The organism is Janthinobacterium sp. TPC_1 (assembly GCF_056037845.1).
In genome coordinates this window covers 184,008-199,467 of record NZ_CP195157.1, presented here as the reverse complement: position 1 = coordinate 199,467, position 15,460 = coordinate 184,008, and the positions used below count along the sequence as shown (strand labels likewise).

Genomic DNA, 15,460 nt, shown 5'->3' with positions numbered 1-15,460 from the left:
CCTGTTCCTTCGATCATTTCCTCCAAGCATCGCTAATAATGGAAACTGTCCGGGTGATCTGTGTCCATGTGGAAGACAGCACTCAAGCAACAGGAGTCGATGATGGTCACACAGTTCAGCCCATATTGCGCCACCCCCGCCCCGGGAGGCCGGTCATGAATGTGAAGAAATTTACGGGCGCCTCGTCGCGCGATGCGCTGCGCAAGGTGCGCGAAGCGCTGGGCCCCGATGCCGTGATCCTGTCGAACCGCCAGGCCGATGGCGTGGTGGAAATCCTCGCGCTGGCCAATGACGATGCCGCTTCGCTGGCGTCGCCGCCGGCCGCCTCCGAAATGGCCCAGCCCCGTCCCCAGTTGCAGACCCAGTTCGCCACGCCGCAGCGTGCGGCCGCCCCGGCCCAGCGCCCGGCCGCGCCACGTCCTGCCGCACCGCGCCAGGCTGCCTCCGAGCCAGTGGACATGGCCCGCATGCAGCAGATGATGGCCAGCGCGCTGGCGCACGTCAAGGAAAACGCCGCCGCCGAAATGAGCGGCATGATGAATGAAATCCGCGCCATGCGCGGCATGATGGAAACCCAGCTGGCGGAAATCTCGTGGGGTTCGACGCAGCAGCGCGAGCCGCAAAAAGCCGTCGTGCTGCGCGAAATGCTGGCCGCCGGCTTCTCGGCCAGCCTGGCGCGCTACCTGATCGACAAGCTGCCGGCCGGCCTCGACGGCGCGCAAAGCATGCGCTGGATCAAGACGGTCCTGAGCCGCAACCTCAATACTGTGGCTAACGAAGACGCCATGCTGGAGCAGGGCGGCGTATTCGCCTTGGTGGGCCCGACCGGCGTCGGCAAGACCACCAGCACGGCCAAGCTGGCGGCGCGCTGCGTGATGCGCCATGGCCCGGAAAAACTGGCCCTGATCACCACGGACGCCTATCGTATCGGCGCGCACGAAACAGCTGCGCATCTACGGCAAGATCCTCGGCGTGATGGTGCATTCGGTGAAGGACGAGGCGGACTTGCGCATCGCCCTGAAAGAATTGAAAAACAAGCACACGGTGCTGATCGATACGGTGGGCGTGAGCCAGCGCGACCAGATGGTGACGGAGCAGGTAGCCATGCTGTCGGGCGCCGGCGCCGACGTGAAGCGCCTGCTGTGCCTGAACTCGACGGCCACGCAGGAAACGCTGAACGAAGTGGTGCGCGCCTACCAGGGCAGCGGCCTGGCCGGCTGCATCATGACCAAGCTTGATGAAGCGGCCTCGATCGGCAATGTGCTCGACGTGGTGATCCGCCAGAAGCTGAACCTGTTTTATGTGTCGAACGGCCAGCGCGTGCCGGAAGACCTGTACCTGGCCGACCGCGGCTACCTGATCGACCGCGCCTTCAAGCTCAAGCGCGATGCGGCGGCGACGCAGTTTTCCGATGCCGAACTGCCGCTCCTGATGGCGCAGGCGGCCGCCCGCAACAATGAAGCGCGCGGGGTGCACCTTGGCTAATTTCGATTTCGACCAGGCCGAAGGCTTGCGCCGCATGCTGGCCGGCCCGCAGCCGCGCGTCATGACGTTCCTCTCGGCCACGCCGCAGGACGACAAGGGCGCCATGCTGGTCAACCTGGGCGCTTCGCTCGTCTATGGCGGCAATGACGTGCTGCTGCTCGACGCCAGCGGCGGCAGCGATGGCGTGGCTGCACGGCTGGGACTGGCGCACGGCGCCAGCCTGCGCGACGTGGCGCGCCAGCAGTGCGGCTTGAACCAGGTCATCCACCAGGTGCCGCAAGGCTTCGGCGTGGCCAGCCTGGGCGCGCGCAACCACCTGATGGACAGCATGGACTATGCGGGCGCCGATGAACTGCGCCGCCTGGGCAAGACTTTCGAGGTGCTGGCGCGCCAGAGCGGCATCGTGCTGGTCGACGGCGTCGTCGCCGACGAGGGCGATTGCTTCCCCGTGCCGCTGATGGCTTCGTCGGATATCGTGGTGCAAGTGTCAACCAGTGCCACCTCGATCAAGGCGGCCTACTGCCTGATCAAGCGCCTGAGCCAGGAGCTGGGGCGCCGTCCGTTCGGCATTCTCGTCACCGGCGCTTCCGAATCCGAGGCAAAAGTGGTGTACGATAATATGGCGCAGGCGGCAAGCCGCTACCTGGCCGTGAAGCTGACCTCGATGGGGTCAGTGCCTGCCGATGAGTATCTGCACCGCGCGGCGCGTCTGGGCCGCAGCGTGGTCGATGCGTTTCCGCTGGCGGGCGCCTCGGTGGCGTTTCGCGGTCTGGCCGAGCGGCTGGCCCGTTCGGCGGCGCCGGTGCTCGGCGGTACCTTGTACCAGACGGGGAGCCCGCACCAGTTCAGCGCCTGATTCCATCATCCGCACACGATAGCAGTTAAAACAATAAGCAGCCTATGTACACGGTCAAAGGGAAATCGAACAAGGACTATTTGCTGACGGAGCATATTCCGCTGGTGAAGCGTCTGGCGCACCATATGAAGGCGAAATTGCCGCCTTCGGTCGAGGTCGATGACCTGATCCAGGCCGGCATGATCGGCCTGCTCGATGCCATTACCCGCTATGAAGAGACGCATGGCGCGCAGTTCGAGACGTATGCCGTGCTGCGCATCCGCGGCGCCATGCTCGACGAATTGCGCACCAGCGACTGGCTGCCGCGCAGCATGCGCCAGAACATGCGCAAGATCGAAGAGGCGATGAGCATCCTGCAGCAGAGACTGGGCCACCCGCCGACGGAGTCGGAAGTGGCGAAACTGCTGAAAATGTCGCTGGCCGACTACCAGGAAATGCTGGGCGACGGCGGCGGCCACCAGCTGGTGTACTACGAAGACTTTCATGATCCGGACGGCAATGACAGCTTCCTCGACCGCCACTGCGTGGACGAGGGCAGCGACCCCTTGCGTTCCCTGCTCGACACCGATTTCCGGCAATCCGTGATCGATGCCATCGACGCGCTGCCGCCACGCGAGAAAATACTCATGGGTCTGTATTACGAAGAAGAGCTGAACCTGAAGGAGATCGGCGCGGTGATGGGCGTATCGGAATCGCGCGTCTCGCAGCTGCATACCCAGGCCGTCGCGCGCCTGCGCGCAACCTTGAGGGAGCTGGCGTGGACTGGTCCAGCGTAATCGGGCTGGCGCTGGCGCTGGCGGGCCTGCTGGTCGGCCAGGCACTGGAAGGCGGCAAGATGGCCTCCCTGCTGCAGCCGGCCGCCTTCGCCATCGTCATCGTCGGCACCTTCGGCGCCGTGCTGCTGCAGACGCGCCTGCGCACTTTTGTCCGCGGCCTGGAAATGCTGCGCTGGGTGTTCTTGCCGCCGTCCGACACGCGCGCCGCGCTGGCGCGCGACATCGGGCAATGGAGCCTGACGGCGCGCCGCGACGGCCCGCTGGCGCTCGAACGCCTGATGGAAAACACGGCCGACCGCTTCAACGCCAAGGGTTTGCGCATGATCGTCGACGGCATCGCGCCCGACAAGCTGCGCCAGCTGCTCGACGTGGAAATCTCCGCCTATGAAATGGCCGAGCGCCAGGCCGTCAAGGTGTGGGAATCGGCGGCCGGCTATTCGCCCACCATCGGCATCCTGGGCGCCGTGCTGGGCTTGATCCACGTCATGGAAAACCTCACCGACCCGAGCAAGCTGGGCAGCGGCATCGCCGTGGCCTTCGTCTCGACGATTTATGGCGTGGGCCTGGCCAACCTGCTGTTCCTGCCGGTGGCCAATAAACTCAAGGCCATCGTCTCGCGCCGCGTGCTGCAGTATGAAATCACGGCCGCCGTGCTGTACGACATCGCCACGGGCGACCATACGCGCATCATCGAAGAGCGCGTCGCCAGCCTGCTTCACGAGCACTGAGCGAGCACTGACCATGATGCGGCGCGCGCGCAGGAAGTATGACGAGGAACCGGACAACCAGGACCGCTGGCTGATCTCGTACGCCGACTTCATCACCTTGCTGTTCGCCTTTTTCGTCGTCATGTACGCGATTTCGCAAGTCAACGAAGGCAAATACCGCGTCTTCCAGAATGCCATCGGCCAGGCCTTCAGCCTGGAAAAGGGCGCGCCGCCCATCATCATGGAAGCGCCGCAAGCGATCCCGCTGCCAAACCCCGCCCTGAAACGCCGCACGGAAGCCATCCGCCGCGAGCGCGAACACATGACGCGCCTGGCGCAGGACCTCACATCCACCCTGGCGCCGCTGGTGAAGGAAGGCAAGGTGCGCGTGACGCAGACGAGCCGCGGCGTCAGCGTGGAAATCAACGCCAGCGTGCTGTTCGACCCGGGTGCGGCGGGCTTGACGGCGGAATCGGACCAGGCCCTGCGCGCCGTCGCCGTGCTGCTCAAGGATGACACGCACGACGTGCAGGTGGAAGGGCATACGGATGTCCAGCCGATCAGCAATTCGACCTTTGCCTCGAACTGGGAACTGTCGGCCGCGCGCGCCAGCGCCGTCGTGCGTTTGTTCATCGCCAGCGGCGTCAAGGCCACGCGCCTGACGGCCGTCGGCCACGCGGACAACATCCCCGTGGCGCCCAACGAAACCCCGGAAGGGCGTGCGCGCAACCGCCGCGTGGCCGTGACGATCTTGTCGGGCATCCCGGAAACGGTGACGGAAGTGCCGACGCCGCCCATAGCACCTGCTCCGGCTCCCGCCAACTGAACCCCGGCGCTTGGTACAATCGCGGCCTTCTCCCTTTTTATCTCTTCATCATGAAAAGCAGTTCCCTGGGCGGTCTCGTGTATTCCACTGAAACGGGCCGCATGTGCCCCGCCTGCCGCCAGCCGCTGGCGCAGTGCGCCTGCCAGGCGCAAGCGAAGGCGGCACCAATCGGCGACGGCGTGGTGCGCGTGTCGCGCCAGACCAAGGGCCGCGGCGGCAAAAGCGTCACCGTGGTGAAAGGCTTGCCGCTGGACGCCATCGCGCTGGCCCTGCTGGGCAAGCAGCTGCGCACGCAGTGCGGCTCGGGCGGCACGGTCAAGGATGGCGTGATCGAAGTGCAGGGCGACCACGTCGAGACGGTGATGGCCGCGCTGGCCAAGCTGGGCCACCAGCCGAAAAAGGCCGGCGGCTGAGCGTGCGCAGGCGTGCGGCCCGCTGCCGCAGGCCTGTGGTAACGTGCGCTTCCGTCCACGCGCATCCTCACCATGAACGTCAAATTCACCAGTATCGCCATCGCCGCTGCCATCGCGGCAGTGCTGGCGCTCGTGTACTGGCCCGCACCCGGCGGCGGGGCGCCGGAATCTGCCACCGCTGCCGCCAGCGCGCCGGCGGGACGCAGCCTGGAATCGTATTTGACTATCGATGCCGCCGTCCCTGCGGCTGAAGCGCCCGTTGTCGTTTCCTTGGAGCAACGGCTCGAACGCCTGGCTGCCAGCGGCAGGGCGCAAGACGCGTATGCGGCCTTCAACCTGATCGATGACTGCATCGTCTTCCAGCGTGAAAACCGCTTGCCGGGGCTGGAATTCGAGCTGGGACGCGAGATGACGGCGGAAGAAAAAGCCGCCCAGCAGCAGCTGTGCGGGGGGCTGACGCAGCGCCAGCGCGACGATCGCCTGGCTTACCTGGCCAGCGCCGCGCAAGGCGGCGTGCCCGGTGCGGCCACCCTGTTCCTGTCGGAAGGGCCGTTCGGCGACCGCAGCGCCCTGCGCAACCGTCCCGACGACCCGCTGGTGCAGGCGTGGAAGCGGCAAGCCATCGCCCAGCTGACGGCGCAGGCGGACGAGGCTGAACTCTCCAGCGTGGCTACCCTGATGATGGCGTATCTGCGCGATGGCGAGGTGGTGCAGAAGGATGCGCCGCAAGCGTATGGCTACCTGCTGGCCCTGCGCCTCGTGTATGACGATATCCTGGCGCCCGGCGTCACCAATCCGTATCAGGATGAATACTGGCACTGGCTGCAGGCGGAACTGACGCCGGAGCAGCAAGCCGCCGCCGCGGCGAAGGGGCAGGCCATCGCGGCAAAATTCCGCCAGCACACGGGGCGTCCCGCGCACGGCTGAACGGGCAAAGAAGGGGGACTAGCCGATGACGACGCGGCGGCTGGCCGTGTTTGTCGTCGCCTGGCCGCTGGGGCCGTAGAAATTGCCGCTCTGGGCCGGGGGGCGCATGGCGTTCAGGGCGCCTTGCGTATGAACCATGTGCTTGTTGACGAGCAGGCTGTTCAGGCGGTTTTGTTCCTTGGCTTCGCGCGTGGTCTCGAGCAGGGCTTTCCACAGGGGCGCCGCTTCGGCTTCATTGGCGCCGGGCAGCCAGTCTTCCATGCCCGCTTCGGCGGCCGTGAAGCCGGCTGCCGCCAGCGCCTGGTGGCGTTGCGCCGCCAGCTGGCTCAGTTGTCCGACGAGTGCCGTCTTGCGTACGGTGAGCTCCGTGATTGCATCGATGTCAGCCGCAACCAGATGCCGCTGTTCTTCTTTCATCAATGCCAGCAATGTGGTCATGAGCTGTTGCTCGTCGCGCAGGCTGGAAAACGGAGTCACTGATTGCATGAGGGAACCTATCTATTTCGTGAGTGCAGCAAGTCCTTGACTGTGTCGAGGAGCCCGTCCGCCACTTTTTCAGAATTGACCTGGAACTGGCCGTCGGCGATCGCCAGCTTGATGCGTTCGACTTTTTTCGTGTCGAACACGGCGCCGCTGCCGGCAGTTGCACTGGCCGCTAATGCCTGTCCTTGCGGCGACAGGCGTACATTGTCCGACGTCGTCGGTGTTGCCTGGGCTTTCTCGGCATTCCGGGCGCCGGAAGTGCTCGCGGGCGCCACCGGCAGGCCGGGATTGCTTTTAATGGTGTTGTCGGTAATTTTCACAGCGTGATCCTCGTCTGGTCGAAGTCAAAAAACTCCGGGATATGACTTCTTATCGGCATCTTATCCAGGAACTTTAGTGCGCCAGACTACAATATCGCTATCCATCCGTGTTTAGAACGCCACCTCCACCAGCCCGCCAGCCCGCGCGCCACGCCGCTGATCTGCTGGCCGCTCTGCGTGCGTACCTGCACCGTCTGGCCATCGCCGGCGCTGCCGATGGCGCGTCCTTCTGATGCCACTTGGAAACCGTTGCCACTGGAAACGACGCGTACCAGCTGGCCCTGCATCACCACCGGCTTGCGGCGCAGGGTATCGAGGCGCATCGGCGTGCCTGGTGGCAAGGAAATATTCGTGCTGGCGCCCACCACCTGGGCCATGTCGGTGGCGATGCCTGCCGGCAATGCGGCCAGGTCGCCCTGCATCGTCACCAGCTGGCTGGCGTCGATGGCTTGCCCTTGCGCCAGCGGCACGGCGCTGGCCACGTAGTCGCCCACGACGGCCACGTTCGCTTGCAGATAGATGGTCCAGCTGGACGGGGCCGTGCAGCGCACGCCCACGGTGGTCTTGCCCCAGGCGCGGGCGCCCGGCGCCATGAACGCTTGCGGCGCGGGGCAGGCGGCCAGGTTCAGGCGTGGATCGACGGCGCCGACGGTGATCGTCACCTTGCCCGGCAAGCCGTTGCTTTGCACTTGCAGGAATTGTTCCACGCTGTTGCGCAGCGCTTCCGGCGTTTGCCGGCCGGCGTTCTGCGCCTGCGCCAACGGCGTCAGGGCGGCAAGAGCAAAGAGGAAAGCGAGCGGTGTTTTCATGGTGATAGGCCTCTGGAATAGTGCCATGATAGTGCGCGCCGCCCCGTTCGAAGCGCCGATTAAGGGGTAAAAGTATGGTCTGATCCGGCGATGGCCTTGCGGGCGGGCGCCGTACTATGTTTCCTGTCATCACTATACCGCCATCCTTCCGCCATCTTGGGCGCCAGTGGCAGATCTTTCCGGAGCCTGACATGATAGGGAAACTCGACGATTACATGCGCTTCAACGAGACGGCGCTGAGCCTGCGCTCGACGCGCCAGGAATTGCTCGCCTCGAATATCGCCAATGCCGACACGCCCAACTACAAGGCGCGCGACGTCGATTTCGCCGCCGCCCTGAAGGGGGGCGATGGCGCGCAAGGATGGCGTGCCGCCGGCCCTGAAGGGCACGGCGCCGCAGCATATGCCGGGCAAGGGCGTGGCCGCCGCCGTGGGCGGCAGCACGGGCGGCAAGGTCGAGACCCTGGCCGACGGCACGCCGCTGCTGTACCGCGCGCCGGCCCAGGGTGCCGTCGATGGCAATACGGTCGACATGGACCTGGAACGCAACGCCTTTGCCGACAATGCCATCCGCTACGAGGCGGCCGTCACGTTCCTCAACTCGCAGATCAAGGGCATGCTGACGGCCATTCAGGGAGGACAATAATCATGTCGCTATTTAATATCTTCAATGTTTCCGGTTCGGCCATGAGCGCCCAGGCGCAGCGCCTGAACACGGTGGCCAGCAACCTGGCCAATGCCGACAGCGCCACCAGCGCCACGGGCGAAGCCTACCGCGCCAAGCAGGTGGTGTTCGAAGCCGTGCCCATGGCCAACGGCGCCACGGCCGTCAAGGTGCAGAAGGTGATCGAAGACCCGTCGCCGATGAAGCTGGTATACGACCCGAAGAACCCGCTGGCCGACGAGAAGGGCTACGTCACCATGCCCAACGTGAATACGGTCGACGAGATGGTCAACATGCTGTCCGCTTCGCGCTCGTACCAGACCAACGTGGAAACCATGAACGCGGCCAAGTCGCTGCTCCTGAAAACCCTTACCCTCGGCCAGTAAGGCTGACTGATCATTATGGCAACCATCGATACCACGACCTCCGTCACCACCGACCTGATGGCGACGATGAATCCGAAGAAGACGACGGCCGCGGCAGGCAGTGTCGAAGCGGAAACGAACAAATTCCTCACCCTGCTGGTCACCCAGCTGAAAAATCAGGATCCGATGAATCCGCTGGACAATGCGCAATTGACCAGCCAGCTGGCCCAGCTGTCCACGGTGACGGGCGTCAACAAGCTCAATACCACCGTGGAAAGCTTGAAAGCCAGCTACCAGCAAGCCGAATCCATGCAGGCGGCCAACATCATCGGCCACGGCGTGTTGACGGCAGGCAAGGATATCAACCTGAGCAAGAGCGCCGCGCTGCTGGGCGTGGACCTTGCCACGGCCGCCGACAAGGTCAAGGTCATCATCTACAAGGATGGCAAGGAAGTCCATTCCATCGACCTGGGCGCGCAGCCTGCCGGTACCTTGCCGCTGGGCTGGAACGGCTCCACCGCCGACCTCGACAAGGACGGCAAGCCGGTCGTGCTGGCCGACGGCGCGTATACCTTCGCGGTGGAAGCCACGCGCGGCGGCACCAAGCTCAAGGATGCAACGGCGCTGATGTTCGGTTCGGTCGCCAGCGTGTCGACGGGCGCGAAGGGCGTGAAATTGAATGTCCCGGGCGTGGGCAGCATCACCATGGCCGACGTGAAACAGATTCTGTAAGCCGCTTCCCCTTAGCGTGACCCTCACCCCCTAATTTCTACCAGGAGAACACAATGTCTTTCCAACAAGGCCTGAGCGGCTTTGAATGGCGCCGCCAAATCGCTGGACGTCATCGGTAACAACATCGCCAACTCGTCCACCGTCGGTTTCAAGCAGTCGCAGGCCCAGTTCGCTGACATTTATGCCAATTCGCTGTATGGCGTGGGCGGCAACCAGGCGGGGATCGGCGTGTCGGTCTCGCAAATCGCCCAGCAATTTAACCAGGGCAACCTGGAATCGTCGTCGAACCCCCTCGACATCGCCATCAATGGCGGCGGCTTCTTCCGTACCAGCGTCAACGGCGCCGTCCAGTACTCGCGCAATGGCCAGTTTCAGGTCGACAAGAGCGGTTTCATCGTCAACGCCCAGCTGGCGCAGCTGACCGGCTATGCGGCCGACGCCAACGGCAAGATCGTCGCCGGTGCCGTCGTGCCCCTGCAGATCGACCAGTCGGACATGAAACCCCAGGCAACGACCAAGGTCGACACGCAAGTCAACCTCAATTCGAATACGGCCATGCCGACCACGGTCACGTGCCGTTCAAGCTCACTGATGACACCACGTACAGCAAGCAATTCCCCGTCGAAGTCTTCGATTCGCTGGGCAATTCCCACATCATGTCGAATTTCTACGTCAAGACGGGCACCAACACCTGGGACGTCTACTCGGCCGTTGACGGCACGGAAGTGACCAGCATGAAGGTCGCGGCCGCCCTGCAGACGGACCCTGCCTCGCTGGCCGCGCGCGCCGCCTACCAGGCCGCCGCCACGGCCGTGCCGCTGGTGCCGGCCAATGTGACGACGGCCGCCGTCGCCTATGGCAATGCGGTCGGCGCCGCCGTGTCGGCCGCCGCCGCCGCCGCGGGCGCCACGCCGGCGCAACTGGCCGCCATCGCCGCCACCTACGGCAGTGCCGTGCCGAATGGCATCAACTCGAGCCGCACGCCCGACCAGATCGACGCCGCCATCCGCGCCGTGACCACGGTGCCCGCCGTCAAGACCGGTTCGCTGGTCTTCAATACGGTCGGCAGCCTGGACCGGGCCGCCATGCTGGCCCTGACGCCGCCGCAAACCTTGCCCGTCACCGTCAACCTGCCGATCTTCCCGGCCACGGGTGCCAATCCGACCCTGTCGGTCCAGGTCGATTTCAGCAAATCGACCCAGCTGGGCACCGCCACGGCGGAAAAGAAAACGGAAGCGGACGGCTACAAGGCGGGCCAGCTGAGCCAGTTCATCGTGGGCGACGACGGCGTCATCCAGGGCCAGTACAACAATGGCAAAACGCGCGCCCTGGGGCAGGTGGTGTTGAGCAACTTTACCAACCCGAACGGCCTGGAGCCGCTGGGTAACAACGCCTGGGTGGAAAGCTCGGCCTCGGGCAAGCCCATCACGGGCGAGCCGAAGACGGGTACCCTGGGCAACTTGCGCGCCTCGGCCGTGGAAGTGTCGAACGTCGACCTGACGGCGGAACTGGTCAACATGATCACGGCCCAGCGCGCCTACCAGGCGAATGCGCAGACCATCAAGACGCAGGATTCTGTTTTACAGACTCTGGTGAACTTGCGTTAACGGATTGAACCCCTAACGGCGAAAGGCTGGGGTCGGACCCTCAGGGTCCGACCCCGGTTTCTACCTTGGGTTTCAGGCAACAGGAGAAATAAAACATGGACCGTCTCATCTACACCGCCGGCTCGGGCGCCAAGCATATCCTGGACAAGCAGGCGACCACGGCGAACAACCTGGCGAACGCCACCAGCACGGGTTTCCGTGCCCAGCTCGACTCGTTCCGCGCCGTGCCCGTGGTGGCCGATGGCATGATGCCGACGCGCACCTTCGTCGTCGATTCGACGGTCGGTTCCGATTTCACGCAAGGCCCGATGCAGCACACGGGCCGCGCGCTCGACGTGGCCGTGGAAAACGGCGGCTGGATCGCGGTGCAGTCGGCCGACGGTTCCGAAGCCTACACGCGCAACGGCGCCCTGAAGCTCAATGAAAACGGCATGCTGCAGACGCAGTCGGGCCTGATGGTGCAGGGCGATACGGGTCCCATGGCGATTCCGCCCGGCGTGACGGTGGCCATCGCCAGCGACGGCACGGTGGGCACGATTTCCACCGACGTGCCGCCGGGCCCGTCGACAGTGCTGGGACGCATCAAGCTGGTCAACCCGCCCGAGCAGCAACTGGTGCGCGGTGACGACGGCCTGTTCCGCCTGAAGGATGGCACGGTGGCGCAGGCCGACCAGGCCGTCAAGCTGACTACCGGTGCGCTGGAAGGCAGCAATGTCAGCCCCGTCGACTCCATGGTCAGCATGATCGCCCTGGCGCGCCAGTTCGAAACGCAAATGAGCCTGTTGAAGAATGCCGAGAATAACGCGGCGAAAGCCACCCAGATCCTCGCTTTGAATTGATAGGGGTCAACGCATAATGGTCACATAGAAATAGTCTACAGGGCTGACCAGCGCTGTTATTGGAGAAAAATCATGATTCGTTCACTTTGGATAGCCAAGACCGGCCTGGAAGCGCAGCAGACGCAGATGGACGTGATCGCCAAATAACCTGGCCAACGTCAGCACCACGGGCTTCAAGAAGTCGCGCGCCGTGTTTGAAGACTTGCTGTATCAAAATGTGCGCCAGCCGGGCGCGCAATCGTCGCAGCAAACCCAGCTGCCATCGGGCTTGCAGATCGGCACGGGCGTGCGCACCGTGGCTACCGAACGCATCCATACCCAGGGCAATCCCCAGGCATCGGGCAATTCGCGCGACGTGATGGTCAACGGCACGGGCTTTTTCCAGGTGCTGATGCCGGACGGCGCCACCGCCTACACGCGCGACGGCTCGTTCCAGACGGATGCCAACGGCCAGCTCGTCACCTCCGAAGGCTTCGTCATCCAGCCTGCCATCACCGTGCCGACGAATGCGCTGAGCCTGACCGTGGCGCGCGACGGCACCGTCTCCGTCACCTTGCCCGATACCGTTGCGCCATCGCAAATCGGCTCGCTGCAGCTGACCACTTTCGTCAATCCCGCCGGCCTGGAATCGAAGGGCGAAAAAAACTGTACATGGAAACGGGCGCTTCCGGCGTGGCGCAGACCAACACCCCGGGCACCAACGGCGCCGGCGTGCTGATGCAGGGCTATATCGAGACCTCGAACGTCAACGTGGCCGAGGAAATGGTCAACATGATCCAGACGCAGCGCGCCTACGAGATCAACAGCAAGGCCATCACCACATCCGATCAAATGCTGCAGAAATTGTCGCAACTTTAATTTTTATAGTCGTCATGCCATCCGCCGCCGGATGGCAGCGGAGGTTCGCCATGCAATACCCCATCATCGCCCTGTTGTCCGCAGTCCTGCTGTCCGGCTGCGCCATCACGCCCACGTCCATCGTGCAATACCCGACCTCCACGCGCGCGCCGATGCCCGAACCGGTGGTCGTCAGCAACGGTTCCATCTACCAGCCGTCGACCTACCGGCCCGCCTTCGAAGACCGCCGCGCGCGCCACGTGGGCGACACCATGACGATCGCCATCACCGAGCGCACGAATGCCGTCAAGGCGGGCGCCAGTTCCGGCAACAAGTCGGGCAGCGTGGGCTTCAGCACGCCGGGCATGCTGCAGGGCCGCCTGGGCGGCACCGTGGCGGCAAATGGCGCGACGAAATTTGCCGATGGCGACAACCAGTCCGCCAGCAACACGTTTAGCGGCACGATCGGCGTGACGGTGATCGAGGTTTTGCCAAACGGTAATCTCATCGTCGCCGGCGAGAAACAGATCGCCATGAACAAGGGCACGGAATTCATCCGCTTCTCGGGCATGGTCAATCCGGACACCATCGGCGCCGGCAACGTCGTGCCATCGACCCAGGTGGCCGAAGCGCGCGTCGAATACCGCACCAACAGCCAGATCGACCGCGCCGAAATGGCCTCGATGGCCTCGCGCTTCTTCCTCAGCCTGCTGCCATTCTGATCATGGCCACCTTGACTTTCCCCCGCATTGCCGCCATCTGCGGCCTGGCCATTTCCCTGCTGGCGCCCGTGGCGCAGGCCGAACGCATCAAGGACCTGGCCAGCATCGCCGGCGTGCGCCAGAATCAGCTGATGGGCTATGGCCTCGTCGTCGGCCTCGACGGCAGCGGCGACCAGACCACGCAGACGCCGTTTACCATCCAGAGCGTGGCGGCGATGCTGCAGCAGCAGGGTATCAACTTGCCGCAAGGCACCAGTTTGCAGCTGAAAAACGTGGCCGCCGTGATGGTGACGACGGCCTTGCCCGCGTTTGCCCAGCCGGGCCAGTTGCTCGACGTGACCGTGTCGTCGATGGGCAATGCGAAAAGCTTGCGCGGCGGCACTTTATTGATGACGCCGCTGAAGGGCGCCGATGGCCAGGTGTATGGCATGGCGCAGGGCAACGTGCTGGTGGGCGGCGTGGGCGCGCAGGCGGCCGGCAGCTCCGTCGTCATCAATCACCTGAGCGTGGGCCGCATCTCGGGCGGCGCCACCGTCGAGCGCACCGTGCCTTCGGCGCTGGGCGCCAACAACACCATCCGCCTGGAATTGAACGAACGCCACCGATTTCGCCACCGCCAGCCGCGTGGTCGACGCCATCAACAGCCGCTACGGCGCCGGCACGGCCGCCGCGCTGGACGGCCGCGTGATCCAGGTGCAGTCGCCGAGCGGCAGCGACCAGCGCGTGTCCTTCCTGGGCCAGCTGGAAAGCATCGAAGTCAATCCGGCCCGCCTGGCGGCCAAGGTCATCATGAATGCGCGCACCGGTTCCGTCGTCATGAACCAGTCCGTGACCCTGGAAACGTGCGCCATTTCGCACGGCAACCTGTCCGTCACCATCAATGTCGAGCCGCAGGTGAGCCAGCCGGCGCCGCTGTCGGGCGGACGCACGGTGGTCACGCAGACGGCGCAGATCGATATCAAGAAGGAACCGGGCAAGGTCATGCTGGTCAAGGGCGGCGCTTCGCTGTCCGATGTGGTCAAGGCCCTCAACGCCATCGGCGCCTCGCCGCAAGACTTGCTGGCCATCCTGCAGGCGATGAAGGCGGCCGGTTCGCTGCGCGCCGAACTCGAAATTATCTGATGGACACGCCATGATCAGCCAAACCGACCTCAGCAAAACCGCCGCCTACGACGTCAAGGGCATGGATGGCTTGCGCCAGTCCGCCAAGGCGAAGGACCCCGCCGCCCTGAAAGAGGCGGCCACGCAATTCGAAGCCATGTTCATCAACATGATGATGAAAAGCATGCGCGAAGCCACGCCGCAGGACGGCATCATGGATAGCCAGCAAAGCAAGATGTACACCTCGATGCTGGACCAGCAGACGAGCCAGAACCTGGCCAAGCGGGGCACGGGCCTGGCGGACGTGCTGATCCGCCAGCTGTCGTCGTCGAACCAGGCGCTGGCCGCCGATGGCGCCGAAGCGCCGTCGCCCCGGTCTTCCAGCATGGCGCAGGCGCTGGCCGCGTTCCGCCAGCAGCAGGGCGCCCTGACGGAAGGCGCGGGCAGCGCCGCCGGCGCCGGCAAGACCCTCAGCGACAAGGCCAACGCCACGCAGGCGCCGCATGTGCGCGCCTTCCAGGAAAAGCTGGGCGTGCATGCGGAAGAGGCCAGCCGCGCCACCGGCATCCCGGCCAAATTCATGCTGGGCCAGGCGGCGCTGGAAACGGGCTGGGGCAAGCGCGAAATCATCAGCCGCGACGGCAGCAGCAGCCACAACCTGTTCGGCATCAAGGCCAGCGCCGACTGGAAGGGCAAGGTCACGGAAGCCGTCACGACGGAATATGTGAATGGCAAGGCGCAGCGCAAGGTGGAGAAATTCCGCGCCTACGACAGCTACGCGGACAGCTTCAAGGATTATGCACAGTTGATTACCAACAACAAACGCTATGAAAAAGTGCTGGCCAGCGCGGGCGACGCCAGCACCTTTGCCCAGGGCTTGCAAAAGGCCGGCTATGCGACGGACCCGAATTACGCTGCCAAACTGACAAAAATCATCAAGCATTCGCTGGTCGGCTAATCCCCCGCCTGACCCTGAGGCAGCGCGGGCGCTT

15 protein-coding genes and 6 pseudogenes are annotated in these 15,460 nt (G+C 64.4%); 18 read left to right on the top strand and 3 right to left on the bottom strand.

Going from position 1 to position 15,460, the window contains the following annotated elements:
* Window positions 1-155: 155 nt before the first annotated feature.
* From flhF to ACQVLG_RS00970, 7 genes and pseudogenes are all read left to right on the top strand, one after another.
* A pseudogene (gene flhF, locus ACQVLG_RS01000) lies at window positions 156-1,485 on the top strand (flagellar biosynthesis protein FlhF).
* Window positions 1,478-2,341, top strand: a complete 864-nt coding sequence (locus tag ACQVLG_RS00995) for a MinD/ParA family ATP-binding protein (RefSeq protein WP_474292469.1) — start codon at window positions 1,478-1,480, stop codon at window positions 2,339-2,341. The pseudogene flhF and the gene ACQVLG_RS00995 overlap by 8 nt, the downstream one beginning before the upstream one ends.
* Before the next feature lie 44 nt (window positions 2,342-2,385).
* On the top strand, window positions 2,386-3,117 hold the full coding sequence (locus tag ACQVLG_RS00990) for an RNA polymerase sigma factor FliA (RefSeq protein ID WP_230539690.1): 732 nt from the start codon (window positions 2,386-2,388) through the stop codon (window positions 3,115-3,117).
* Entirely contained in the window at window positions 3,099-3,845 is a 747-nt protein-coding gene (locus ACQVLG_RS00985) for a flagellar motor protein (RefSeq protein WP_099377957.1), read from the top strand. Before ACQVLG_RS00990 ends, ACQVLG_RS00985 begins: the two co-directional genes overlap by 19 nt.
* A gap of 16 nt (window positions 3,846-3,861) precedes the next feature.
* On the top strand, window positions 3,862-4,650 hold the full coding sequence (gene motD, locus ACQVLG_RS00980; protein ID WP_230539979.1) for a flagellar motor protein MotD: 789 nt from the start codon (window positions 3,862-3,864) through the stop codon (window positions 4,648-4,650).
* A 50-nt stretch (window positions 4,651-4,700) separates the two neighbouring features.
* On the top strand, window positions 4,701-5,063 hold the full coding sequence (locus ACQVLG_RS00975; RefSeq protein ID WP_230539689.1) for a translation initiation factor Sui1: 363 nt from the start codon (window positions 4,701-4,703) through the stop codon (window positions 5,061-5,063).
* Window positions 5,064-5,135: 72 nt separating this feature from the next.
* On the top strand, window positions 5,136-5,990 hold the full coding sequence (locus ACQVLG_RS00970) for a hypothetical protein (RefSeq protein ID WP_474292466.1): 855 nt from the start codon (window positions 5,136-5,138) through the stop codon (window positions 5,988-5,990).
* An 18-nt stretch (window positions 5,991-6,008) separates the two neighbouring features.
* On the opposite strand, the gene ACQVLG_RS00965 is transcribed toward ACQVLG_RS00970, so the two are convergent.
* From ACQVLG_RS00965 to flgA, 3 genes and pseudogenes are all read right to left on the bottom strand, one after another.
* Window positions 6,009-6,476, bottom strand: a complete 468-nt coding sequence (locus ACQVLG_RS00965) for a flagella synthesis protein FlgN (RefSeq protein WP_474292464.1) — start codon at window positions 6,474-6,476, stop codon at window positions 6,009-6,011.
* Between the two features lie 8 nt (window positions 6,477-6,484).
* Window positions 6,485-6,793, bottom strand: a complete 309-nt coding sequence (gene flgM / locus ACQVLG_RS00960) for a flagellar biosynthesis anti-sigma factor FlgM (RefSeq protein WP_034787161.1) — start codon at window positions 6,791-6,793, stop codon at window positions 6,485-6,487.
* Window positions 6,794-6,904: 111 nt separating this feature from the next.
* A pseudogene (flgA, locus tag ACQVLG_RS00955) lies at window positions 6,905-7,602 on the bottom strand (flagellar basal body P-ring formation chaperone FlgA).
* 191 nt (window positions 7,603-7,793) lie between these two features.
* Between flgA and flgB the strand changes: the two are divergent.
* From flgB to flgJ, 11 genes and pseudogenes are all read left to right on the top strand, one after another.
* A pseudogene (flgB, locus tag ACQVLG_RS00950) lies at window positions 7,794-8,247 on the top strand (flagellar basal body rod protein FlgB).
* 2 nt (window positions 8,248-8,249) lie between these two features.
* The gene (gene flgC, locus ACQVLG_RS00945; protein WP_071075845.1) at window positions 8,250-8,651 is read left to right on the top strand and encodes a flagellar basal body rod protein FlgC; all 402 of its coding nucleotides are present in this window, start codon (window positions 8,250-8,252) and stop codon (window positions 8,649-8,651) included.
* Between the two features lie 15 nt (window positions 8,652-8,666).
* Window positions 8,667-9,362, top strand: a complete 696-nt coding sequence (locus ACQVLG_RS00940) for a flagellar hook assembly protein FlgD (protein WP_230539685.1) — start codon at window positions 8,667-8,669, stop codon at window positions 9,360-9,362.
* An 81-nt stretch (window positions 9,363-9,443) separates the two neighbouring features.
* Window positions 9,444-10,091, top strand: a complete 648-nt coding sequence (locus ACQVLG_RS00935; RefSeq protein ID WP_474292463.1) for a flagellar hook-basal body complex protein — start codon at window positions 9,444-9,446, stop codon at window positions 10,089-10,091.
* Window positions 9,998-10,852, top strand: a pseudogene (locus ACQVLG_RS00930) (flagellar hook-basal body complex protein); the annotation flags it as partial. The gene ACQVLG_RS00935 and the pseudogene ACQVLG_RS00930, both read left to right, overlap by 94 nt.
* Before the next feature lie 27 nt (window positions 10,853-10,879).
* The gene (locus tag ACQVLG_RS00925; RefSeq protein WP_474295867.1) at window positions 10,880-10,969 is read left to right on the top strand and encodes a flagellar basal body rod C-terminal domain-containing protein; all 90 of its coding nucleotides are present in this window, start codon (window positions 10,880-10,882) and stop codon (window positions 10,967-10,969) included.
* 95 nt (window positions 10,970-11,064) lie between these two features.
* On the top strand, window positions 11,065-11,808 hold the full coding sequence (locus ACQVLG_RS00920; RefSeq protein WP_035821385.1) for a flagellar basal body rod protein FlgF: 744 nt from the start codon (window positions 11,065-11,067) through the stop codon (window positions 11,806-11,808).
* A 72-nt stretch (window positions 11,809-11,880) separates the two neighbouring features.
* Window positions 11,881-12,666: pseudogene (gene flgG, locus ACQVLG_RS00915) on the top strand (flagellar basal-body rod protein FlgG).
* 50 nt (window positions 12,667-12,716) lie between these two features.
* Entirely contained in the window at window positions 12,717-13,367 is a 651-nt protein-coding gene (locus ACQVLG_RS00910; protein ID WP_474292461.1) for a flagellar basal body L-ring protein FlgH, read from the top strand.
* 2 nt (window positions 13,368-13,369) lie between these two features.
* Window positions 13,370-14,489: pseudogene (locus tag ACQVLG_RS00905) on the top strand (flagellar basal body P-ring protein FlgI).
* A 10-nt stretch (window positions 14,490-14,499) separates the two neighbouring features.
* Window positions 14,500-15,426, top strand: coding sequence for a flagellar assembly peptidoglycan hydrolase FlgJ (flgJ, locus tag ACQVLG_RS00900; protein WP_474292459.1), 927 nt, complete (start codon window positions 14,500-14,502; stop codon window positions 15,424-15,426).
* Window positions 15,427-15,460 lie beyond the last annotated feature (34 nt).

Coding starts and splice junctions, on each gene's coding strand:
- ACQVLG_RS00975 (WP_230539689.1), top strand. CDS start 4,701: ATGAAAAGCAGTTCCCTGGGCGGTCTCGTGTATTCCACTGAAACGGGC.
- ACQVLG_RS00990 (WP_230539690.1), top strand. CDS start 2,386: ATGTACACGGTCAAAGGGAAATCGAACAAGGACTATTTGCTGACGGAG.
- flgC (WP_071075845.1), top strand. CDS start 8,250: ATGTCGCTATTTAATATCTTCAATGTTTCCGGTTCGGCCATGAGCGCC.
- ACQVLG_RS00925 (WP_474295867.1), top strand. CDS start 10,880: ATGATCACGGCCCAGCGCGCCTACCAGGCGAATGCGCAGACCATCAAG.
- ACQVLG_RS00920 (WP_035821385.1), top strand. CDS start 11,065: ATGGACCGTCTCATCTACACCGCCGGCTCGGGCGCCAAGCATATCCTG.
- ACQVLG_RS00940 (WP_230539685.1), top strand. CDS start 8,667: ATGGCAACCATCGATACCACGACCTCCGTCACCACCGACCTGATGGCG.
- motD (WP_230539979.1), top strand. CDS start 3,862: ATGCGGCGCGCGCGCAGGAAGTATGACGAGGAACCGGACAACCAGGAC.
- ACQVLG_RS00910 (WP_474292461.1), top strand. CDS start 12,717: ATGCAATACCCCATCATCGCCCTGTTGTCCGCAGTCCTGCTGTCCGGC.
- ACQVLG_RS00965 (WP_474292464.1), bottom strand. CDS start 6,476: ATGCAATCAGTGACTCCGTTTTCCAGCCTGCGCGACGAGCAACAGCTC.
- ACQVLG_RS00970 (WP_474292466.1), top strand. CDS start 5,136: ATGAACGTCAAATTCACCAGTATCGCCATCGCCGCTGCCATCGCGGCA.
- flgJ (WP_474292459.1), top strand. CDS start 14,500: ATGATCAGCCAAACCGACCTCAGCAAAACCGCCGCCTACGACGTCAAG.